22 protein-coding genes and 1 pseudogene are annotated in these 23,938 nt (G+C 39.4%); 2 read left to right on the top strand and 21 right to left on the bottom strand.

The features are described from left to right. Window positions 1–17: 17 nt before the first annotated feature. The 8 genes from CLOL250_RS03555 to recA all read right to left on the bottom strand — a co-directional run bounded on the left by CLOL250_RS03555 (window position 18) and on the right by recA (window position 7,291). On the bottom strand, window positions 18–413 hold the full coding sequence (locus CLOL250_RS03555) for a hypothetical protein (protein ID WP_008400744.1): 396 nt from the start codon (window positions 411–413) through the stop codon (window positions 18–20). A 190-nt stretch (window positions 414–603) separates the two neighbouring features. Beyond that, window positions 604–1,452: a formate/nitrite transporter family protein gene (locus CLOL250_RS03550; RefSeq protein ID WP_008400743.1), complete on the bottom strand. Its 849-nt coding sequence runs from the start codon at window positions 1,450–1,452 to the stop codon at window positions 604–606. Between the two features lie 185 nt (window positions 1,453–1,637). Next, window positions 1,638–2,516 (bottom strand): site-specific tyrosine recombinase XerD, encoded by an 879-nt coding sequence (gene xerD / locus CLOL250_RS03545; RefSeq protein WP_008400742.1) that lies wholly within the window; start codon window positions 2,514–2,516, stop codon window positions 1,638–1,640. 192 nt (window positions 2,517–2,708) lie between these two features. Continuing rightward, window positions 2,709–3,170 (bottom strand): hypothetical protein, encoded by a 462-nt coding sequence (locus CLOL250_RS03540; RefSeq protein WP_044944938.1) that lies wholly within the window; start codon window positions 3,168–3,170, stop codon window positions 2,709–2,711. A 54-nt stretch (window positions 3,171–3,224) separates the two neighbouring features. Continuing rightward, complete coding sequence (locus CLOL250_RS03535; RefSeq protein ID WP_008400740.1) at window positions 3,225–3,782, bottom strand: NUDIX hydrolase; 558 nt, start codon at window positions 3,780–3,782, stop codon at window positions 3,225–3,227. 142 nt (window positions 3,783–3,924) lie between these two features. Then, window positions 3,925–5,478 (bottom strand): ribonuclease Y, encoded by a 1,554-nt coding sequence (rny, locus tag CLOL250_RS03530; protein ID WP_008400739.1) that lies wholly within the window; start codon window positions 5,476–5,478, stop codon window positions 3,925–3,927. A 131-nt stretch (window positions 5,479–5,609) separates the two neighbouring features. Further along, the gene (locus CLOL250_RS03525) at window positions 5,610–6,227 is read right to left on the bottom strand and encodes a regulatory protein RecX (protein WP_008400737.1); all 618 of its coding nucleotides are present in this window, start codon (window positions 6,225–6,227) and stop codon (window positions 5,610–5,612) included. A gap of 29 nt (window positions 6,228–6,256) precedes the next feature. Further along, window positions 6,257–7,291: a recombinase RecA gene (recA, locus tag CLOL250_RS03520; RefSeq protein ID WP_008400736.1), complete on the bottom strand. Its 1,035-nt coding sequence runs from the start codon at window positions 7,289–7,291 to the stop codon at window positions 6,257–6,259. A gap of 418 nt (window positions 7,292–7,709) precedes the next feature. On the opposite strand from recA, the gene CLOL250_RS03515 reads away from it, so the two are divergent. Beyond that, window positions 7,710–8,975, top strand: a complete 1,266-nt coding sequence (locus CLOL250_RS03515; protein WP_008400734.1) for a tRNA(Met) cytidine acetate ligase — start codon at window positions 7,710–7,712, stop codon at window positions 8,973–8,975. Between the two features lie 14 nt (window positions 8,976–8,989). On the opposite strand, the gene eno is transcribed toward CLOL250_RS03515, so the two are convergent. The 8 genes from eno to gap all read right to left on the bottom strand — a co-directional run bounded on the left by eno (window position 8,990) and on the right by gap (window position 17,620). Next, a complete protein-coding gene (gene eno / locus CLOL250_RS03510) occupies window positions 8,990–10,279 on the bottom strand; it encodes a phosphopyruvate hydratase (RefSeq protein WP_044944935.1) in 1,290 nt (429 codons plus the stop codon). 297 nt (window positions 10,280–10,576) lie between these two features. Then, window positions 10,577–11,002 (bottom strand): large conductance mechanosensitive channel protein MscL, encoded by a 426-nt coding sequence (gene mscL, locus CLOL250_RS03505; RefSeq protein ID WP_008400730.1) that lies wholly within the window; start codon window positions 11,000–11,002, stop codon window positions 10,577–10,579. A 21-nt stretch (window positions 11,003–11,023) separates the two neighbouring features. Next, window positions 11,024–12,568, bottom strand: a complete 1,545-nt coding sequence (gene gpmI / locus CLOL250_RS03500; protein ID WP_008400728.1) for a 2,3-bisphosphoglycerate-independent phosphoglycerate mutase — start codon at window positions 12,566–12,568, stop codon at window positions 11,024–11,026. A gap of 13 nt (window positions 12,569–12,581) precedes the next feature. After that, window positions 12,582–13,346, bottom strand: coding sequence for an ABC transporter ATP-binding protein (locus CLOL250_RS03495; protein WP_008400727.1), 765 nt, complete (start codon window positions 13,344–13,346; stop codon window positions 12,582–12,584). Between the two features lie 10 nt (window positions 13,347–13,356). Next, window positions 13,357–14,130, bottom strand: coding sequence for an ABC transporter permease (locus CLOL250_RS03490; RefSeq protein WP_008400726.1), 774 nt, complete (start codon window positions 14,128–14,130; stop codon window positions 13,357–13,359). A gap of 264 nt (window positions 14,131–14,394) precedes the next feature. Continuing rightward, window positions 14,395–15,147, bottom strand: a complete 753-nt coding sequence (gene tpiA, locus CLOL250_RS03485) for a triose-phosphate isomerase (protein WP_044945023.1) — start codon at window positions 15,145–15,147, stop codon at window positions 14,395–14,397. A 78-nt stretch (window positions 15,148–15,225) separates the two neighbouring features. After that, on the bottom strand, window positions 15,226–16,437 hold the full coding sequence (locus tag CLOL250_RS03480) for a phosphoglycerate kinase (protein ID WP_008400723.1): 1,212 nt from the start codon (window positions 16,435–16,437) through the stop codon (window positions 15,226–15,228). Window positions 16,438–16,582: 145 nt separating this feature from the next. After that, window positions 16,583–17,620 (bottom strand): type I glyceraldehyde-3-phosphate dehydrogenase, encoded by a 1,038-nt coding sequence (gene gap / locus CLOL250_RS03475; RefSeq protein ID WP_004852921.1) that lies wholly within the window; start codon window positions 17,618–17,620, stop codon window positions 16,583–16,585. Between the two features lie 415 nt (window positions 17,621–18,035). Between gap and CLOL250_RS03470 the strand changes: the two genes are divergently transcribed. Continuing rightward, a complete protein-coding gene (locus CLOL250_RS03470; protein ID WP_008400722.1) occupies window positions 18,036–18,851 on the top strand; it encodes a histidinol-phosphatase HisJ family protein in 816 nt (271 codons plus the stop codon). A gap of 231 nt (window positions 18,852–19,082) precedes the next feature. Here the strand turns inward: CLOL250_RS03470 and mnmA are convergent, their stop codons facing one another. From mnmA to CLOL250_RS14105, 5 genes and pseudogenes are all read right to left on the bottom strand, one after another. Next, window positions 19,083–20,171, bottom strand: coding sequence for a tRNA 2-thiouridine(34) synthase MnmA (gene mnmA / locus CLOL250_RS03465; protein WP_008400721.1), 1,089 nt, complete (start codon window positions 20,169–20,171; stop codon window positions 19,083–19,085). 75 nt (window positions 20,172–20,246) lie between these two features. Continuing rightward, the gene (gene nifU / locus CLOL250_RS03460; protein WP_044944931.1) at window positions 20,247–20,687 is read right to left on the bottom strand and encodes a Fe-S cluster assembly scaffold protein NifU; all 441 of its coding nucleotides are present in this window, start codon (window positions 20,685–20,687) and stop codon (window positions 20,247–20,249) included. 99 nt (window positions 20,688–20,786) lie between these two features. Next, a pseudogene (gene nifS, locus CLOL250_RS03455) lies at window positions 20,787–21,973 on the bottom strand (cysteine desulfurase NifS). Window positions 21,974–22,097: 124 nt separating this feature from the next. Continuing rightward, complete coding sequence (locus CLOL250_RS03450; RefSeq protein ID WP_274922232.1) at window positions 22,098–23,627, bottom strand: MATE family efflux transporter; 1,530 nt, start codon at window positions 23,625–23,627, stop codon at window positions 22,098–22,100. An 80-nt stretch (window positions 23,628–23,707) separates the two neighbouring features. Then, window positions 23,708–23,878 carry a hypothetical protein gene (locus CLOL250_RS14105; protein ID WP_008400715.1) on the bottom strand — a complete coding sequence of 57 codons (171 nt, stop codon included), beginning with the start codon at window positions 23,876–23,878 and terminating at the stop codon, window positions 23,708–23,710. Between the last annotated feature and the right edge of the window lie 60 nt (window positions 23,879–23,938).

The following is a 23,938-nucleotide window of genomic DNA, read 5'->3' as shown; positions in this document are numbered from 1 at the left end:
TCTTCTTGTATTATATATTAATCGTGTGCATATATTTCTTTAGAATCTGCACCTTTTAATGATATTGTAACAGTAAAAACACTGTACGCATCACTAACAATTTTTGAATCAGAATAGGTTTTATTGCTTTTATCTAAATAACCTGTATCCAATCTTTTTACTTTTACATCTATACCCTGTATTTTACCAGATATCGAACCTGATGTAACTTCAGATGCATTTCCTCCCCCAAATGCTGCAGTCATGATGCATTTATCTTTTTTCTTACTATAATCATACATACGCGCCGATCCTGTTAATGTTGCAACCCCATCAGTTATAGAGTTGCTCGCCGATGTTGCCGAAACAACAAATGAGCTAAATAATGTAATACAACATGCTAATAATATTATATTTCTTTTTATCTTCTTCATTTTTCCTCCCTTTTATGCAATATAATGGTTGCAATTATAGTATTGCATATACGTATTACATATGTCAACATATATTTATATTTTCTAAATATATGTTGACATATAGTATATTAAAATTACAAAAAAAGATCTTGTAGTCGTACATAACTACAAGGTCTTTTTTATCATATCTAAAATACTGTTTTCTTTTTTATTTCTCTTTCTTATCAAGTACCAGATGCGCTGCATACAGTCCCAGTGATACAATGATGCCGCCACCAATAATGTTACCAAGTGTAACCGGCAACAGGTTATGAACAAAACCGCCAACTGTAAGTGTATCTGAAATCTGTGCTGATGTATATCCATAAAGCTCACAGGCTTTATCTACATATTTGCTGTTGCCTGATGCAATGATTCCTGCCGGAATGTAGTACATATTTGCAACACAGTGTTCGAACCCTGAGATAACGAAGATTAAAATTGGAAAAAATGCTCCAAACAGCTTACCGATCAGATCTTTCGCTGCACTGCTCATCAATACTGCGATACATACCAGAATATTACAAAGGATACCGGAAAAGATTGCTTTGCTGATATCGATATCTGCCTTACCCATGGCAACCTTGATCGTGAATGCACCAAGTGCTCCATCTGAGTAATCATATTGACCGGAAGCATATACACAAGCTGCTGTCAATATAGATCCAAGCATATTGCTGAAATACACAACGCCCCAGTTCTTTATCATCTGTAATGCTTTGATCTTATGGTCTGCAAGTGCCATTGTAAGCATACAGTTTCCAGTAAATAACTCACCGCCGGTTACAACTAACATCATAAGACCGATCGGGAAGATCACGCCGGTTAACGTTCTTGCAACACCAACGCCTGTCAGATTATGAGCTGCAAGGTTTGAACCCTCTGCTCCGATCGCAATAAACATACCTGCGAACATACCAAGCAATATCATCTTAAGCAGGCCCATGTTTGCTTTATTGATACCTGCCTTTATATTATTTTCCAGAATCTGTACCGGTGAGTAATAATTGTTCTCCATTTTTTCTTTCTCCTGTCGTCCTTCACTTTTAAACTTTTATCAACCGAAAGGATTATATTCTATTTTACAGACAAGATGCAACTATTTCCATGTATTTTTTTTCGTACAATCCATACTTTACTGCGTATTAACCTTGTATACAGCATAACCGCCCACAAATATGTTTTTTGCTATGTGCATTCAGCTTATGCCCGCGGATGTGCTTTCTGATATTCCTCTTTTAAGCGGCTCTGCTTGCTGTTCAGATAAATCTGTGTCGTTGAGATATCTGCATGTCCCAACATTTCCTGTACAGCCTTTAAATCTGCACCATTGTTTACAAGATGTGACGCAAACGAATGACGAATCATATGTGGTGTAATATCCTTATCAATTCCTGCCTTATCGGCATATACCTTGATGATCTTCCAGAAGCCTTGTCTGGTCATCGGTGTTCCCTTGCAGTTTGAGAATAAATATTCTGAATTCTTACACATATCTCCTCGAACATTCGAGATATAATTATCAAGCGCGCGCTGTGCCGAATCTTCGATTGGAATAATTCTCGACTTTCTGAGGTCATGGCATTCAATATACCCCATCTTCAGATTCACATCTGTAATCTTCAATGTAACAAGCTCCGATACACGTATTCCTGTTGCATATAACAGTTCCAACATTGCACGGTCACGGATCTCCTTTGGAGACTGGTCTCCCGGCTGGTCAAGAAGCCGGTTCACTTCCTCTATCGTTAAGATATCCGGCATTTTCTTTTCAATCTTTGGAGGTTTTATATTAACCGATGGATCATCCATTAATATCTTCTCCCGAAAAAGGAATCCAAAAAACGACTTGATCGACGCTATGCTTCTTGATACAGTTGCCATTGATTTTCCGTTTTTTTCTAAATACAGAATATAAGTGTTGATATTTGTCTCATTTATCGAACGAATATCCTCTGTTCCATTCTCCCGATAGAAATCAGAAAACTTAACCAGATCACGCCGGTAAGAAGCTACTGTATTTTCACTTGATTTCTTAATATTTTTGAGATAATCAACATATTTCTCTATGTAAATTTCCACGCATTTTTCCCCTTATTATGTAGACTAAATATCATTATAAATACAAATTTCTATAAAATCAAACATAATTTTTACAAGTAAAATCAAGGTTTTTCAGTATTTTCTTTATTTTTACCAAATCATGTGTTCCTCCAGAATTATGTATACCACATGTAGTAAAACTCTTTTCAAAAAAATTTCAGAATTTTTAACTCAAAAATACAGTTTATTAATACAATTGTAATAATAACTAATCGTTTCACCAGATTTTTTTCGCCCTTGCGGCTCACGAATACCACATTTTTCCGACCCATCTACAAGAATCCAACGAATCAATCCCATATAAACCATCACCATTACACAAACTATCATACCATACAGCAGACATCCAAAAAAATATCCGCTATATGCCCGTATGGATACCGTCACTCCGATTATGCATCCCGCCAGACAGGCGAGCGCGGGCATTCTTATTTTTTCAGGAAGAATATATATAAACCAATAGCATAATATAAGCCCCAACCCACGTTTTAACACAAGCATCCCATAAACAGGCAAGCTCCACGCCATCGGTTCACCGGAAATAAATGCTGTCATATCAAATTGCGTATTTATCAGCACAGTTCCAAGGATCAGACCAATAACGTAAACATAGATAAGCAGATTCTTCTTCATTACACCCTCCCCATGCATTCAGGATACTTGTATTTTATATGTCGGAATGAAATATTATATACCCTGTCTGATCTGCTTTTTTAATACATGATTCGCATATGCATAGATTGCTATCAATGTCTTTGAATCGATGATTTTTCCATCTTCAATCATCTGCATTGTATCTTCCAGTGAGTACTTTTCAAGTTTGATAAATTCTTCCCGATCGGGCATCTGTTCCCCATGCGTCAGACCAGTTGCTATATAAACATATGTCATCTCATTGCTGGTTCCTATCGCCAGACATGTTTTTGTCACAAACATAAGCTGTTCTGCTGTATATCCTGTTTCTTCTTTTAATTCGCGTCTGATACACTGTTCCGGTGTTTCCCCTTTATCCATACAACCGGCAGGCACTTCCAATGTCATATCATCCACTGCATTTCTATATTGTCTGACAAATATCAACTGTCCATTCTCATCCACCGGCAGAACACAGCACCCGGGTATATGATCGATAAGATCATATATCACCTTCTGTCCATCCGGCAGGATCAGATAATCATTATATACATCAAATATATGTGCATGATAAGCCAATTCCTTTTTCTCTCTGATAAATCGTTCTTCCATATTTCTCTCCTTATCTAAACATCCTCTCTATAAATAACGCCTCCTGTAAATCTTCCATCCATTTATAAACAATTATATATACTTAAATCTTCTTTATAGTTAAAAACAGCCTGTGGAATTTCTTCCACAGGCTGTAAAACTTTTACTTAGCATAATCAACTACGCGAGACTCTCTAATAATATTAACCTTAATCTGACCAGGATACTCAAGCTCATTTTCAATCTGCTTTGCAATATCTCTTGCCAGTAATACCATATCGGAATCATTGACGTGTTCAGGAACAACTATTACTCGAATCTCTCTACCTGCCTGAATAGCATATGTCTTCTCCACGCCCTTGTAGGAATTTGCAATATCCTCAAGTTTCTTAAGACGTGTAGTATAGGTTTCCAGTGTTTCTCGTCTAGCACCCGGTCTTGCAGCTGAAATTGCATCAGCAGCCTGTACAAGACATGCTATCAAAGATTCTGGCTCAACATCACCGTGATGGGCTTCCACTGCATTTACAATAATCGGAGACTCTTTGTACTTTCTACATAAGTCTGCACCAATCTGTACATGGGAACCTTCCATATCATGATCGATTGATTTACCGATATCATGAAGTAATCCGGCACGTTTCGCAACCTTGACATCAACACCTATCTCTCCGGCCAATAAACCACATAAATGTGCTACCTCAATCGAATGCTTTAATGCATTCTGACCATAGCTTGTTCTAAACTTCATCTTACCAAGAAGTCTTACTAATTCAGGATGAATACCATGAATACCAACTTCCAGAGTTGCGGCTTCACCTTCTTCACGCATCATGGTTTCAACTTCCTTCTGCGCTTTTTCTACCATTTCTTCGATTCTTGCTGGATGGATTCTTCCATCAACAATCAGCTTCTCAAGTGCAATTCTTGCAACTTCCCTTCTTACCGGGTCGAAGCTGGAAAGGATAACTGCTTCCGGTGTATCATCGATGATCAAATCTACACCTGTCATTGTTTCGAGTGTACGGATATTACGTCCCTCTCGACCAATGATTCTTCCCTTCATCTCGTCATTTGGCAACTGTACCAGTGAAATTGTTGTCTCAGCAACGTGATCAACTGCACATTTCTGAATTGCAGAAACAACATACTCCTTTGCCTTCTTGTTCGCTTCTTCTTTAGCTCTGGTTTCTAATTCCTTGACCATGACTGCTGTTTCATGTTTTACTTCATCTTCAACAGTCTTTAATAAGTATTCCTTTGCTTGTTCAGAGGTTAAACCTGAAATTCTTTCCAGTTCCTGTAAACGTTTTGCCTGAAGCTCTTCCACTCTTGCTTTCTGCTTTTCGAGCTGACCTTCCTTGGATGCAAGACTTGCTTCCTTTTTCTCGATTGCTTCGGTCTTTCTGTCAATGCTTTCTTCACGTGCAAGAACTCGTTTCTCCATTCTGGAAATTTCACCACGTCTGTCCTTGACTTCTTTTTCAAGATCATTCCGTGTCTTTAAAGCATCTTCCTTAGCTTCGAGTAAGATCTCACGTTTCTTTGCTTCAGCATCTTTCTGAGCTTCATCTATAATTTCTCTTGCTGCAACTTCTGCTTTACCGATCTTTGCTTCTGCAATATTTTTTCTATATGCAATAGCGATGAACCATGTAGCTACAATACATACAACAAGGATGCAAATATAAATGATTATCCACGCAACATCACTCACAGGAGCACCTCCTTATTAAGTTTTCATTGTACACTTATACAACTATTTCAGTTTAATATTTTTTACTAATTATGTCAAGTGAAAACAAACAAAAACAACAATTTTCTGCCTCATTTTCTGTGCAAATTTTCTTATATAACCGCTGTTTCATCTCTTAAAATATCATCTACGCAGGTCGCAACCAACCTATATGGATATCCTTTTCGAAGCAGATATGCAATAACCTTATCCCTTCTGTCCTTCAATTCTGAAGCCGGACATTTCTTTTGTATCAATCTCATTACTATCTCGTGTTCGTCAGGAAGCGGATTTTCTTCAAAGGCTTCCTCAATCCATTCATCCGATATCTTCTTTGCTGATAACGCATATGTGATTTCCCTTCTGCTTTTACGATTAATATGACTTCTGACATATACAGATGCATATCTGGCATCATCTACATATTTATATTTTTTTAATTTCTCAACCGTAGTTTCAATTACTTCGTTATCATAACAAAGCTCTTGTAGCTTCTGCCTGATATCATATTCACATTTTTCTGAATATTTAATCGCCGCAATGGCTTTATCCATTGCTCTCTTAAAGAAATAATCTTTTCGGAACTGTGTAAGCTTCTCCGCATCTGTATTCTCTCCTACAATCAGCTTTAACCGCTTGATATCCGAAGCATACAATGGTCCAAACGCCTCATAATCAAGATACAGACAGAATCTTTTATCATCAATCCGTTTTAAATCCGTTACCAGCATATATAAACAGCCTTTCTATTTCTCTGTTCCTATTTCTCTGTTCCTTTTTCTTCAGCATCCTCAGATTCAACCAGACCAAGCTTCTCCCGGATCTTCTCATCTATCTCATCACAGATTGCCTGATTCTCTGCCAGAAATGCCTTCGCATTCTCACGTCCCTGTCCGATCTTATCGCCCATGTAAGCATACCATGCACCGGATTTATCAACGATATCATTTGCAACGGCAAGATCCAGTATATCACCTTCTCTGGAAATGCCCTTTCCAAACATGATATCAAATTCTGCCTCTTTAAACGGAGGAGCAACCTTATTCTTTACTACTTTAACTCTGGTACGGTTACCTACGATCTCTCCACCCATCTTCAGAGTATCGATTCTTCTGACATCCATTCGCACGGATGCGTAGAACTTCAACGCACGTCCACCGGTCGTTACCTCAGGATTACCAAATACAACACCAACCTTTTCACGTAACTGGTTGATAAAGATAACAACACAGTTCGTCTTACTGACAACAGCCGTCAGCTTACGAAGTGCCTGTGACATCAGTCTGGCATGAAGGCCCATGTGTGAATCACCCATCTCTCCATCGATCTCTGCCTTTGGAACAAGAGCCGCTACAGAGTCAACGATAATTACATCTACCGCACCGGAGCGAACCATCGTCTCTGTGATCTCAAGTGCCTGTTCACCACAATCCGGCTGCGATATATATAAATCGTCAATATTAACACCTATATTCTTCGCATATACCGGATCAAGCGCATGTTCAGCATCAATAAATCCGGCAATACCGCCTCTTTTCTGGATCTCGGCAACGATATGCAAAGCAACTGTTGTCTTACCACTGGACTCAGGTCCGAATACTTCTATAATTCTTCCTCTCGGAACTCCGCCAAGTCCAAGTGCAATATCAAGGCTTAATGATCCTGTTGGTATTACTTCTATATTCATATTGGCTGAAGAATCTCCTAACTTCATAACAGATCCTTTACCATACTGCTTCTCAATCTGTGCTAATGCAGCATCCAATGCCTTCTTCTTATCATCATCTTTTATCATCTTTCTACCTCCATAAACAAATGTTCGATTCCTGTTATTATACTACTAGCCTTTCTCTTAAATGTCAATCCTGAAAATCGAATTCACTCCTGTTTTTTCTGCAAGACTTCTTCTTATCCGTTCTGTTTAACAGCTCCCGAAATCTTCTGTTTCATCATACATGAACCCATGTGATAAAAATCGTACATCTTCACGAAAAAAAGGCCAGACTACGCCGACCATGCACATTTCAATTATACCATACTTTACAGAAAATAAAATATAAAATATAATGAAGAAAAAAAACACTTGCTTGCAAGGGATGTTTTTTTTCGAATGCATTGAATATGCGAAGCATATGAAATAATGAAGAAAAATCCACTTGCTTGCAAGGGATGTTTTTTTTCGAGTGCATTGAATATGCGAAGCATATGAAATAATGAAGAAAAAAACACGGAGGTATAATATGTCAACAGCCGGAATCATAGCAGAATACAATCCTTTTCACAACGGACATCTGTATCAGGCGGAACAGATTTGTTCCACGCTTGGATGCGAGCATATTATCTCTGTTATGAGCGGTGATTATATCCAGCGTGGTCTTCCTGCTGTTTGCAGCAAATATCTGCGTGCGGATATGGCTGTTTCAAACGGCATTGATGCTGTATTTGAACTTCCAATGGTCTTTGCGACAGCCAGTGCCGGAGATTTCGCATTTGCCGGAGTCTCCCTGCTTGAAAAACTTCATGCTGTTGATTATCTAGTCTTTGGTGCGGAATGTGATGATGTTGATCTTTTAAATACAATTGCAAATTTTCTTATAGATGAGCCTACCGAATTTTCAGATTTGATCCGACAGTACATCACAGATGGTAACAGTTATCCGGCTGCACGTGCAAAAGCATTTGCCGGCCTTTTACCGGATGCTGTTTCTGTTATTGCTGAACCAAACAATATTCTTGCGATCGAATATCTTGCCGCCTTAAAGAAATTGAATTCATCGATAAAACCATACATTATCAAACGCGAACAAGCTGCGTATAACAGCACCGATATTAATGGTACGATCTGCTCCGCTTCCGCCATTCGATCTCTTATTCAGGAAACAAATAAAGCTGAGATATCTTCAAATATTATTGATACCATAAAGAAGATCCTGCCGGATGCATCTGCCTCTTTATTTTTGTCTGAATATGGCAGATCATTCCCTGTATTTGAAAATGATCTCTCTGCTTTATTACAGTACCGGCTGTTGCAGCAAACAACCATGCCGGATACAGCCGATATGACACCTGAGCTTTATAATAAGCTCAGAAAGGCAGATACATGCAGCTGCTATCATGACATCCTTGAATCCGCAAAATCAAAAGAGATCACTCAGACACGTATCAACCGTGCGATTCTGCATTTGCTGCTTGATGTGAAGAAAACAGATATGGAACAGTTCAAGGATAAAGGCTGGAGCTTTTACGGACATATCCTTGCCCTTCGCAGAAACGGATCGGCTGTCTTAAAGAAAATAAAGAAAAATGCCGCCTTTCCTGTTTTTACAAAAACAGCAGACGGCATCAGGCAATTAGATTCTGTAGGATATAAAATGCTTTCTTATGATATAACAGCTACAAGAATTTATAATCATACAGTTTATAATAAATTCGGAAATAAGCTTCCGGATGATTTTACTGTACAGACCCCTGTAAGATAAATAATAACGTAAATCTAATCTATACCATATACAGCTGATTTACCGAGTTCCTCCTCAATCCGGATCAGCTGATTATATTTTGCAGTTCTTTCACTTCTCGCCGGAGCACCGGTTTTTATCTGCCCACAGTTCATGGCTACTGCAAGATCTGCAATAAACGTATCCTCTGTTTCTCCTGAACGATGTGATATCACAGATGAATACCCTGCTTTATGAGCTGTCTCAACTGCATCCATTGCTTCTGTCAGTGTTCCTATCTGGTTTACCTTTACAAGAATTGAATTTGCAATCCCATCTTCAATTCCGTTTAACAAACGCTTTTTATTTGTAACAAACAGATCGTCTCCTACAAGCTGTATCTGTTTTCCAAGTCTGTATGTCAGAACCTTCCATCCGTTCATATCATTTTCATCCAGTCCGTCCTCAATTGAATAAATCGGATATCTGGTAACAAGATCCTCATAAAATTGTACCATTTCCTCTGAATTTCTTCGGATCTCTTTTCCGGTCATTTTCGACTCTCCCGGGAAGATATACCGGTCAGATGCTACATCATATAATTCAGATGCAGCTGCATCCATTGCTATCTGCACATCCACGCCGGGATTATATCCGGCTTTTGCGATTGCTTCCACAAGAAGATTTAATACATCATATGTCGTTGCCAGATTCGGCGCAAAACCTCCCTCATCCCCGACACCTGTACTTAAATTTCTGATATTTAATTCTATCTTTAATGTATGATAGATTTCACAGGCAATCTCCATCGCTTCCCGAAAGGATTCTGCCCCAACTGGAGCGATCATAAACTCCTGAAAATCTACTGTATTATCGGCATGTCTTCCTCCATTTAATATATTCATCATCGGAACAGGAAGTCTTTTTGCATTAACACCTCCCAAATACCTATAAAGCGGCATTCCAAGTGCCATCGAAGCCGCCTTTGCGCAGGCCAGAGACACACTGAGCATTGCATTTGCACCATAACGTGTCTTATTATCTGTTCCATCTGCTTCTATCATGATCCTGTCGATCTCGTTCTGTCTTGAAACATCCATACCGATCAACTTATCTGCAATTCTGTTATTTACATTATTACATGCCCCATATACGCCTTGCCCCATATATCGTTTCTCTCCATCACGGAGTTCATGTGCTTCATACTGTCCAGTTGATGCACCGGACGGAACCATTGCCCGGCCTTTACATCCACATGCCAGTGTAACATCTGTTTCAACTGTCGGATTTCCTCTTGAATCAAGTATTTCTCTTGCTTTAATTTCAATTATTTCCAATCTGTTCATATGATTCTCCATTCTGCCTTTCTATCCGTACAATTATTGGCAATTTTTATTCTTTTATAGTATTCACACTTTTTATCAAAGTATTCATCTTATAACGAATCGGATTTTATATGATGTAAACAGATCGTAGAAACTCTATATGATCTTAATAAAATGTTTTTATCTGACAAAAAACTTTCCTGCAATAAAAAAATACCTGCCGGAGAAATCATCTGTTACTATGATCCTCCGGCGGGTATTTTCAATTCATTCTTATTCTGATGCATGAATACGAATAATGCAGAATATCAATCATTTTTATTCTTCTGCTTTTACTGTCGGTTCAACATTAGATGTACAATACATACACTTTGTAGCCTTAACATCAATGTCACCATAACAATATGGACATTTTCTTGTTAAAGGTGCCGCAGCTTCCTCTTTCTTACCGAGAGATAACAGCTTTTTTATTCCCTTCATCAGAAGGAAAATGATAAACGCCATGATGATGAAGTTGATCACTGCTGTAATGAAAGAACCATAATCAATATACTGATCTCCCAGCAGATGAATCTTACCCTGTACTTCAGCACCACCGATGCATCCAATGATCGGATTGATAAAACAGTCTGTCAGCGACGTTACCAGTCCTGAAAATGCACCACCGATGATAACACCGATCGCCATATCCAGAACATTTCCCTTTAATGCAAATTCTTTAAACTCCTGAAAAAATTTCTTCATTTATTTGTACGTTCCTATTTTTTATTTCTTAATAAGCAGTGATTTACCTGTCATTTCCTTTGGCTGTGGAAGCTCCATGATCTCAAGAAGTGTAGGTGCGATATCTGCAAGACATCCACCTTCTCTTAAACCATAGCTCTCATCATAGTTTACAAGTACAAATGGTACCGGGTTTGTTGTATGAGCTGTATGTGGCTCACCGGTCTCATAATTGATCATCTGCTCTGCATTACCGTGATCTGCACAGATAAATAATACACCATCTGCCTTCTTAACTGCTTCTACTGCCTTTCCTACGCAAGCATCAACAGTCTCTACAGCCTTGATTGCTGCCGGAATAACACCTGTATGACCTACCATATCAGGATTTGCAAAGTTAATAATGATCACATCGTATTTATCAGAACCGATAGCATCCACCAGCTTCTCACATACTTCCGGAGCACTCATCTCAGGCTGAAGATCGTAGGTTGCAACAGCAGGGGATTTTACAAGGATTCTGTCTTCACCCTTATTTGGTTCTTCTACACCGCCATTAAAGAAGAAAGTAACATGTGCATACTTCTCTGTCTCTGCAAGACGAACCTGTGTCTTGCCATTTGCTGCAAGATACTCACCAAATGTATTGTCGATTTCTTCTTTCTTAAATGCAACAATCTTGTTTGGTATAGACTCATCATAATCTTTGAAGCATACATATACCAGTGGGAATCTTCCGTTTGGTCTGTTAAAGCCATCAAAATCATCACAGCAGAATGCTCTGGTGATCTCTCTTGCTCTGTCTGGTCTAAAGTTAAAGAAAATAACCGAATCATTTGGCTTTACAAGTGATACTGGCTTACCATTCTCTGTAATAACGGTAGGAAGGATAAACTCATCATATACTTCTTTGTCATAAGATGCCTGTACTGCAGCAACAGGATCTTCTGCCTGTACACCCTCACCTGTTACAAGTGACTTGTACGCAAGTTCAACACGATCCCATCTGTTATCACGATCCATAGCATAATAACGACCGGATAGAGAAGCGACCTTACCTACGCCGATCTTCTTCATCTCTGCAATCAATTCCTCTAAAAATCCTTTTCCTGATGCAGGAGCAGTATCTCTACCATCAAAGAACGGATGAACATATACATTTTCAAAATTCTGTTTCTTACACAACTCAAGGATCGCATACAAATGTGTATTATGGCTGTGTACACCACCACTTGATAATAATCCCCATACATGAAGATCAGAATTGTTCTTCTTGCAGTTCTCGATAGCTTCTAACATTTCTGCATTATCAAAGAATTCACCATCCTGAATGGACTTTGTAATTCTGGTTAATTCCTGATATATAATTCTTCCTGCACCGATATTCATATGACCAACCTCAGAGTTACCCATCTGTCCGTCCGGAAGTCCAACTGCAAGACCGGAAGCAGCCCCCTTTACATAAGGATACTCAGCCTTTAGCTTATCCATAACAGGAGTATTTGCAAGTGCGATCGCATTGCCTTCTGTCTTATCACTAATTCCATAACCATCAAGTACCATTAAAACTACAGGTTTTTTACTCATTGTTATTCTCCTTCTACTTTTTCTTTTTACCAGTATCCGTCGCTTCTATCATCGCTTCATACTGATTTGATATCTCATCTATTCCTCCAATGGCTTTTAACGTGCCATGGTCAAGGATCATTGCCCGATCACAGATTCTTCGAACCTGTGCAAGAGAATGAGAAACAAATAAAACGGTTGTTCCACCCTCCATAAGCTGCATGATCTTAGCCTCACTCTTTTTTCGGAACTTTGCATCTCCTACGGATAACACTTCATCCAGGATTAAAATATCCGGATTCGCAATCGTTGCAATCGAAAATCCAAGTTTGGACTTCATACCGGATGAATAATTCTTGATCGGCACATCGATAAATTTCCCAAGCTCGGAAAATTCTACGATCTCATCATATTTTTCTTCCAGATACCCCTTTGTATATCCAAGAACAGTTCCATATAAAAATATATTTTCTTTACCGGTGTACTGCTGGTCAAAGCCTGCCCCAAGCTCCAACAGAGGCACCACTTTCCCATGACGGATCACTTTACCTTCCGTTGGTTTATAAACGCCGGAAATAACCTTTAACAGCGTACTCTTTCCAGCACCGTTTAATCCAAGGATTCCCATTCGTTCACCCTTGTTCATTGTAAAACTGACATTCCTTAAAGACCAGAATTCATCATAACTGATCTGATGTTTAATAGATTTAATAATATATTCTTTTATATTATCAACCTTTTCACTGCTCAGGTTGAATTTCATACTGACATTATCAACAATAAGTGCTTCTTTACCCATTCCTGTCCCCTTAAATATGAAGAATAAATTTATCCTGTTTCTTATAGAACGTGTATGTTCCGATTATAATAGCAACTATCGAAAAAATAAATGCATACAGCATATAATTCCAATTCAATGGATCACCCATCACACATGCACGGAAATTGTGTATAACACAATATAATGGATTATACTTTAACAGCCAGGAATATCCACTTTTTAACAAACGCGTCGGATAATAGAAAATCGCACATGTATACATAATGATCATTAGAAATACATCCCACAGATATTCCATATCCCGGAAAAATACCGTAACAGTTGCTAGGATCATTCCAACACCGAATGTCATAAGCAGCAGAATCAACAACGGGATAAACATCAGAAGTATCTGCAGCTTCGGCACATGATGACAAAAAACAAATAATGGTATCATTACTAATAATGATATCATAAAAATTATAAAATTAAAAAGAACCGATGACATTGGATACAGATACTTTGGTACATATACCTTTTTAATCATACCGGCATTTGCACGAATTGCCTTGGAACATGCCTTTGTTCCACTGCTAAAAAACGAATACAACAAACGTCCGCTTAAAATATAAAGCGGGAATAACTTATTTTTGTTGTCAAACAATGTTCCGAATACAACAGTTAATACTGCTGTTGTCATCAACGGTTCCAGCAAGGACCATAAAATACCAAGATACGAACGTCTGTATTTTAATTTGATTCCCTTCTTTACCAGTTCAGCAAGCAGATATCTTCTGCTCCAGAATGTCTTTAAATATTCCATATTTACATCCTTTTTCTTTTAATTTGTTCAAAAATCGTTTGAATTATATCACAGTTAAACATAATCGTCAACGAAGTATAGATTGCCGGGATGTACAAAAACATTGTATGAATCTATTCATTTAGCACGAATTACCAATTAAAATAAAAATACCGCAAAATACACAGTGCACATTTTGTCGTCATCTGGTATTTTACGGTATCTTTATTGCATTAACTTTGTATATTTCAAATATATGAGTTACAAAAATTACTGCAAAATTAATTACTTATTGTAATTTACAATCTTTCCAAAGTCAGCCTTCAGTGAAGCACCACCTACAAGACCACCATCAATATCAGGCTTTGCAAGAAGCTCTGCTGCGTTACCGGCGTTCATAGATCCACCATACTGGATTCTTACAGCTTCTGCTGTGTCTGTATCATATACTTCAGCGATGCAGTCACGGATTGCCTTACATACTTCCTGTGCCTGATCGGATGTAGCTGTCTTGCCTGTTCCGATAGCCCAGATCGGCTCGTAAGCGATTACCATGCTCTTAACCTGATCTGCTGTGATATCTTTCAGATCACTCTTGATCTGAAGGCGGATGAAGTCAAGTGTGATACCCATTTCTCTCTGCTCTAATGACTCACCACAGCAAAGGATAGGTGTAAGGCCTGCTTCAAATGCCTTCTTAACTTTCTTATTTAAGAGACAGTCACACTCTTTGAAGTAGTCACGACGCTCTGAATGTCCGATGATGACATACTTAACACCGGCATCAACTAACATTTCTGCTGAAATCTCACCTGTGTATGCACCCTTTTCTTCGAAGTACATATTCTCAGCACCAACTTCTACATTTGTGCCCTTAACAGCTTCTACTACAGGTACAATATCAATTGCAGGTACGCAGTATACAACATCTACGTCGTCATTTGCAACTAATGGCTTTAACTCTTCACATAATTTTACAGCCTGGCTTGGAGTCATGTTCATCTTCCAGTTACCAGCGATGATTTTCTTTCTTGACATGTCTTTTATCTCCTTGAAAATATTATTTTCATTATCTGCATATTTTTCCATCCGATTCAGATGGAGCATGTACATAATTTATTTGTCGTTTGCAGCAGCAACGCCCGGAAGTTCCTTACCCTCTAAGAATTCAAGGGAAGCTCCACCACCTGTTGAGATGTGGCTCATCTTAGAACCATATCCTAACTGGTTAACAGCAGCAGCAGAATCACCACCACCGATGATAGTTGTAGCATCTGTCTCAGCAAGAGCAGCAGCTACAGCCTTTGTACCGGCAGCAAGTGTAGGATTCTCGAATACACCCATAGGTCCGTTCCATACAACTGTCTTAGCTGTCTTAACAGCATCTGCATATAATTTGATTGTCTTAGGTCCGATATCACAGCCCTCTTTGTCTGCTGACATCTTGTCTGCATCAAAGATCTCTGTCTCAACCGGAGCATCGATCGGATTAGGGAAATCGTCGATCATAACGGAATCAACCGGAAGTAATAACTTCTTACCAAGCTTCTCAGCCTTTTCCATCATTTCCTTACAGTAGTCGATCTTAGACTCGTCAACTAATGATTTACCGATCTCATATCCCTTTGCCTTTAAGAATGTATACGCCATACCACCACCGATGATCAGTGTATCGCACTTCTCAAGTAAGTTAGAGATAACATTTAACTTGTCTGCAACTTTTGCTCCACCAAGGATAGCTACGAATGGTCTTACCGGATTCTCTACCGCATTTCCAAGGAAGTCGATCTCCTTCTGCATTAAGTATCCAACAACTGCTGTATCAACAAGACCTGCAACACCTACATTTGAGCAGTGTGCTCTGTGAGCTGTACCAAATGCATCATTTACAAATACATCACAGATAGAAGCAAGATCCTTAGAGAATGCTTCACCGTTCTTTGTCTCTTCCGGTCTGAAACGTGTGTTCTCAAGTAAGATAACTTCGCCATCTTTCATAGCTGCTACAGCTTCTCTTACCTTTGGTCCAACAACTTCAGGCTCAGCAACAAACTTAACTTCCTGTCCAAGAAGCTCTGAAAGTCTTACCGCAACCGGTGCAAGAGTCTTTGTCTTCTTGTCTTCTTCTGTCTTAACCTTGCCAAGGTGTGAGCAAAGAATAACCTTTCCACCATCAGCAATTAATTTCTTGATTGTAGGAAGTGCTGCTACAAGACGATTCTCGTCTGTGATCTTACCTTCCTTTAATGGTACATTAAAGTCACATCTGCAAAGGACACGCTGTCCCTTTACATTAATATCATCTACTGATTTTTTGTTTAATGACATTACTATTAAACCTCCTGATTTTTATACTTTTATCTTCATATTTGTACAGAGTGCAAATACATCTCCGTAAAAGAAATATAGGGTCCGGTCCATGAAGACCGGACCCCTTGTAAGGTCAAATTAATTACTACAATTTGTCAGTCAATTATGCTAACTCTGCGAAGTACTTAATTGTTCTAACCATCTGGCTTGTGTATGAGTTCTCATTATCATACCATGATACAACCTGAACCTCATATAAGTCATCAGCGATCTTTGATACCATTGTCTGAGTTGAATCAAATAATGAACCATATCTCATACCGATTACATCTGATGAAACGATAGGATCTGTGTTGTAACCGAATGACTCTGATGCAGCAGCCTTCATTGCAGCGTTGATTCCATCAACTGTTACGTCAGCACCCTTAACAACTGCTGTAAGGATTGTTGTTGAACCTGTTGGAACTGGAACTCTCTGAGCTGATCCGATTAACTTACCATTTAACTCTGGGATAACAAGACCGATAGCCTTAGCAGCACCTGTTGAGTTAGGAACGATATTAGCAGCACCTGCTCTTGCTCTTCTTAAGTCGCCCTTTCTGTGTGGTCCGTCAAGAATCATCTGATCGCCTGTGTAAGCGTGGATTGTTGACATGATACCTGACTGGATTGGAGCATAATCATTAAGAGCCTTAGCCATTGGTGCAAGACAGTTTGTTGTACATGAAGCAGCTGAGATGATCTGATCATCTGCTGTTAATGTATCCTGGTTAACTGAGAATACGATAGTCTTAAGATCATTTCCTGCTGGAGCTGAGATAACAACCTTCTTAGCACCTGCATTGATATGAGCCATTGACTTTTCCTTTGAGCAGTAGAAACCAGTACACTCAAGAACTACGTCAACACCGATCTTACCCCAAGGAAGATTGTTTGCATCTGCTTCCTTGTAGATTGTAAGTGTCTTACCATCAACTGTGATTGTGTTAGCCTCATCATCAGCTGAAACTGTATGAAGGTTCTCACCAATCTTACCACAGTAACCACCCTGTGCTGTATCGTACTTGAGAAGATCTGCAAGCATTGAAGGCTTTGTTAAATCGTTGATTGCAACAACTTCATATCCTTCTGCTCCGAACATCTGTCTGAATGCGAGACGACCAATACGTCCAAAACCATTGATTGCTACTTTTACTGCCATTTTTTATTCCTCCTAAGTTTTGAATAATAAAAGTATTTATAATATACTGCAAAGCGCAGTAATTAATCGTGCTATTCACACAACAAAATCATACCTAATTTGTGTGTAAATTTCAAGTCTTTCTCAAAAAAAAATTGTCCAATTCACGCAAAAATAAACAAACACTATATTGCAAAATGTACAAAGAATCAACTTTTTATGATATTTTCATATTTATTGCAACCATTAAACCCGTATTTCGAGATATTTCACACATGATTCTTGTGTTACCAATATATGCTTCTTTTGTATGATTTCTTCTTATCTTCGGCTCTTCTTCACTATTTTTTCAGTCCCTGTAGCTGTGTTTTATTTTCTAACGTGCTATAATAACATTAATTTTCACAACATCTGCAGTCAACAGGAGGTTTTACATATGAAGCTTTGCGATCATCATTTACATTCCGGATTCTCCGATGATTCTGAAACAGGACTTACAGATATTGCTGAACAGGCAATTCATCTTGGTATGTCTGAGATCTGCATTACAGATCATCATGATATTGATTATCCAAAAGACGAGGAAGGCCATACCTTTCTGTTAGATACAGACCGATATATTTCTGCTGTAAGAAAGTTGCAGGAACAGTACAAAGACAAACTTACGATCCACCTCGGCATCGAACTCGGTCTGATGTCTCATATCGCAGACAAGATCATTGCTTACACAGATAAATATCATGATTTTGACTTTATTATAGGGTCCTCTCATCTTGTATATGGCAAAGATCCCTACTATCCCGCTTACTATGAAGGACGTTCGGAAAAAGAAGCACTACTGGAATATTTTGAATCCATTCTTGCAAATGTGCAGACCTTTGATAATTATTCCATATACGGCCATCTGGACTATGCCGTCCGTTATTGTCCATCCGGCGAAGCAGCCTTCCGCTTTTCTGATTATGCAGATGTCTTTGAAGCAATTCTGAAAACAATCATCGAACATGGGAAGGGCATCGAGATCAATACCGGAAGCCTGTATAAAAACATGACTTATGCACATCCTCATCCGTCTATTCTTAAACTCTACAAGGAGTTAGGTGGTGAGATCATCACTGTCGGAAGCGATGCACATATTCCAAAATACATTGGCTATGACTTTGAAACCTATGCCAGAGACATTCTGACCGCCACAGGTTTCCGCTATTACTGCACCTTTGAACAGATGCAGCCTGTATTTCATAAATTATAAAGTGACGCTGGTGTGGATGCTATTACAAAAAATCTTGCTGTTCTACCACATATTCACTATTATGGAGCAAGCCTTGTCCGAGGCCGGTACTTAGCAAGCCACTTTGTGGCGAGCTTAGAACCGCTGCACGAGGACTAGAACGGAAGTGTCTTGCGTAATAATAGGTGAGTATGTGGCAGAACAATAATAATTTTTTAAATAATAGCATCCACACCAGCGTCATTTTTATTCCTATCGTATGATCTCTTTTATTGTACCGCCTCCGACAATATGGTCATCTTCATAAAAGACAACCGCCTGTCCTTTGGTCGCTGCCCGGACCGGTTCATCAAATACAACCCGGACCCTGTCAGCATCCAACATGTAGATCCTGCATGGCGCGCCCTTATGTGCATACCGGATCTTTCCGATCACCTGCATCCCATCTTCCGGCCGCTCGACAGACATAAAGTTCGTTTTATCTGCGATCAGTTCTTTTGAAAATGTATCTGCATTTTCTCCGATCACCACTTCATTTGTCTCCGGGATAATATCCACAACAAATACCGGGTGTCCCATTGCAAGTCCAAGTCCCTTCCGTTGTCCGATCGTATAATGGATTATACCTTTATGTGTACCAAGGACTTTTCCATTCATATCTACAAAATTTCCAGGTACTGCCTTTAAGCCCTCTTCCCGTTCCAGATATCCGGCATAATCACCATCCGGTACAAAACAGATATCCTGACTGTCCGGTTTATTTGCTACCTGGATACCGATATCTGCGGCAATCTGCCGGATCTGTGTCTTATTATATTCCCCAACCGGCATCAACGTCTTTGATAACTGATCCTGTGTCAGATTATAAAGTGCATAGGTCTGATCCTTCTCGATTCCTTTTGCCACGCGTAAGGTATATCTGCCACTTGAAAGCTGTTCCACTCTAGCATAATGTCCGGTAGCAATATAGTCTCCACCGATACTTAAAGACCTTCTTAACAGTGACTCCCATTTTACATACCGGTTGCATGCGATACATGGATTCGGAGTTCTTCCGTTCCGGTATTCATCTACAAAATAGTCAATGACGTATTTTCGGAAATCCTCTTTAAAGTTCATTACATAATAAGGAATCTCAAGCTGTGCAGCTACTCTTCTCGCATCATCTACCGCCGACAAGCCACAGCAGCCGCCATGCTCACTGATCTGATCTGCATCCTCATCCTGCCAGATCTGCATAGTCACACCAATCACGTTATATCCCTGTTCTTTTAAAAGATATGCGGCTACAGAAGAATCCACGCCTCCTGACATACCGACACATACTGTCTTTTTATCCATCTTATCTTCCTTCCTGCAATTCCTGCTTGCAGTATAGAACCGGATTTCTCCGGCTGTCAAGTATACAAATACTGTTTAATCTTCCAGTTCTCTCACCATCCGGTCTTCAATATCCTGTACCGGTCTTACACGTCCCGGAATCTTGATTCCATGTTTTTCTGCATAGTCCCACAAAGCTGCATGCAGTGTTTCTTCTGCAAGCAGGGAACAATGTTCTTTTTCCGGTGGAAGCCCATCCAATGCTTCCATAACTGCTTTATTTGTAAGCTTCATTGCCTCAGCAACTGTTTTTCCTTTGATCATCTCCGTTGCCATGGAACTGGATGCTACTGCAGCTCCACACCCATAGGTCTTAAATTTGCAGTCTATGATCACCTGTTCCTCATTAATCTTCAGATACAACCGCATCATATCCCCGCATTTAGCATTTCCAACCGTACCGACACCGGAGGCATCCTCAATCTCTCCGACATTTCTTGGATTCTGGAAATGATCGATCACTTTATCACTGTACATATCTTTCTCCTTCACACTTGGGGCGTTTTATCTCACGCATTTCACAATTGCATTCTTATATTCACTCCGACCGAATCTGATCTTTCATTTCTAACAATCTTACTGTATATGATTTTTCTTGACAAAATCCTCATATAAAGGTGACATATTCCGAAGATTTGTAATGATCCGTTTCAGATTATCGACAACCATATCCATTTCTTCTTTCGTATTCTCATATCCAAGGGTTAGCCTCAGAGAACCGTGCGCAATCTCATGCGGAAGTCCGATCGCAAGCAACACATGAGAAGGATCAACAGAACCCGATGTGCAGGCAGAGCCACTGGATGCACAGATACCCGCCATGTCTAGCATGATCAGAATGGATTCTCCCTCCACGAACTGAAAGCTGATATTTACATTATTTGGCAGTCGTTTCTTTGAATGTCCATTCAGTCTGGTATACGGGATTTCCTTCAATATCCGTTCGATCAGATAATCTCTGAGCTCCGTCTCCTTTTTCATCCGTTCTTCCATTTCTGCCATTGCGATCTCACACGCTTTTGCAATACCTACGATTCCCGGTACATTTTCTGTACCGGCTCTGCGTCCTCGCTCCTGCTGGCCACCATGAATAAAGCTCTTTAACTTTAAGCCTTTTTTGATATATAAAAACCAATTCCCTTTGGTCCGTTAAACTTATGTCCGCTCGCACTTAACATATCAATATTCATTTCATCTGCGCGAATCGGGATCTGTCCAAATGCCTGAACTGCATCCGTATGAAACAAAATACCGTGTCTGTGTGCGATCTCTCCGATTTCTTTTATTGGTTCAATCGTTCCAATCTCATTATTTGCAAACATGATCGAGATCAGAAAGGTGTCCGGCCGGATGGCTGCCTCAAGTATATTCAGATCAACCAATCCATTTTCATCTACATCCAGATACGTTACATCATACCCTCTATTCTCCAGATACTTACAGGTATGCAGGATCGCATGATGCTCAATCTTAGTCGTAATGATATGTCCCCCATGTACTCCATAGGCTTCTGCCGTACATTTTAACGCCCAGTTATCGGACTCAGACCCACCTGCCGTAAAATAAATTTCTTCCGGTTTTACACCAAGAACTCCGGCTATCGTCTCTCTTGCCTCTGTCAATTTATTTTTATTATTTGCCGCAAATCCATAAACACTGGACGGATTTCCGAATTTATCTGTAAAATATGGCAGCATTTCTTTTAAAACATCCGGATGAACTGCCGTTGTTGCCGCATGATCAAGATAGACCAAATCACTCATTTCTTTTCCTTCTTTCTGATTCTTTATGTACTATAGCTATATCCTGAACCATCATTTTCTACAGATCATTTATAAATTATTTTGCTATTTTATAGAATATGCTCTTTACTGACAAATGTTCTGCTTATTCCTGTACTACTTTCACCGAATTCTTCAAAGGATCGATAATTTTCTTTTTTGTCTGTAGCGCCATGAAGACCGAAAGAATCACACTGACAACCTCCGCAATCGGGAAAGACAACCATACCAGCTCGAGATTGTGTGTCAATTTTGCAAATGCATAAGCAACCGGAAGCAGCACGATCAACTGTCTGGCTAGAGATACGATCAGACTGTACACACCTTTACCAAGCGCCTGGAACATACCGGAACATACAATACAGATTCCTGCAAACAGGAATGAAATGCTCATTGTTCGAAGTGCCGGAATACCGATCGCCATCATGTCCTCCTGTGCATCGAATACCTTAAGGATCAATCCCGGAATTACCTGCATCGCAGTCAGACACAAAAGCATGAAACAGATCGCAGCCATCATTGTATATTTAACAGCTTTGAGCATTCGATCCGGTTGTTTTGCTCCGTAATTATATGATACGATAGGGATCATACCATTATTCAGACCAAATACCGGCATAAATGCCATACTCTGTACTTTATAAAAAATACCAAACACTGAAACTGCGATCGGTGTAAATGTAAATAAAATACGATTAAATCCATATGTCATAACTGAACCTACCGCAACCATCGCGATTGAAGGAACAGCAATGGACAAAATTCTGCCGATCACATCTCCCTCCGGCCGAAAGCTTTTAAATGATAACTGGATATCCGGATTTTTTTTCAGATTATAATAGATTGCAAGTGATGCCGCAATACACTGTCCGATAACTGTTGCTATTGCCGCACCTGCAGCACCCATTGCCGGAAGTCCGAAATATCCAAAGATCATAATCGGATCAAGTATAATATTAATAACGGCTCCAAGTGCCTGTGTCTTCATTGTGTAAAGCGTCCGTCCTGTTGACTGCAGCATACGTTCAAATGTCATCTGTGCAAAGATACCAAAGGAACAGATACAGCAGATACGTCCATAATCCACTCCATAATCAATGATTTTTGCAACATCCGTCTGACTCTTCATAAATGCATCGATCCCAAATAAACCGATCAATAAGAAAATTGCAAATCCAATAAGTTCCAGAAAGATTCCCTGTCTGGCTGCATCATTTGCTTTTTTCTGATTTTTTTCACCAAGTGACTTGGATATCAATGCATTAAAACCGACACCGAGACCGGAGGTAACTCCGATCATAAGATTCTGTAACGGAAATATTGTCGATACTGCCGTCAGTGCATCCTGATCAAAATGCGATACAAATACACTATCGACTACATTATAAAGTGCCTGTACCAACATTGAAATTACCATCGGAAGTGATACTGATATCAATAACTTCCCCATCGGCATGGTTCCCATCTTATTTTCTCCGGTAGTATTGTTAGTTTTGCTTTCTTCACTTGCATCTGTCATTTTTACATCCATACTGTCGCCTGTCAATTTTGCGTTGTCAACCTCTGTTTTTAACAGTTGCCCTTCCTGACTTAATTCTTCTCGTTTTAATTCTTCCTGTGTTTCATACTTACTCATTTTTCTCATCAACCCTAATCTTCTTTTATCTAACTGTCATTTGTCTTTTTCGCAACAGTATTTATCATACAGCATTGTATTTATTGTTTCAACAGGGAAATCTGTAATAATACACTCTCTTTTGTGCGTAAAAGAACATTCTCATGTTCTTTCATGCCCCATCTCGCCCACCGCACAGCAATATACTCTCTTTCATGCCCCATCTCGCCTGTCGGCTCGATGTCGCCTATTCGCCAAATACAGATATTCATGTAAGTACAGATATGCATGCAAGCATAATATCTGTACTTACATGAATATCTGTGCTTGGC

The sequence above is a fragment of the Clostridium sp. L2-50 genome, from assembly GCF_000154245.1.
GTDB lineage: Bacteria > Bacillota > Clostridia > Lachnospirales > Lachnospiraceae > Coprococcus.
Note: the sequence above shows the minus strand (reverse complement) of the source record. Positions and strands in the feature narration are given on the sequence as shown.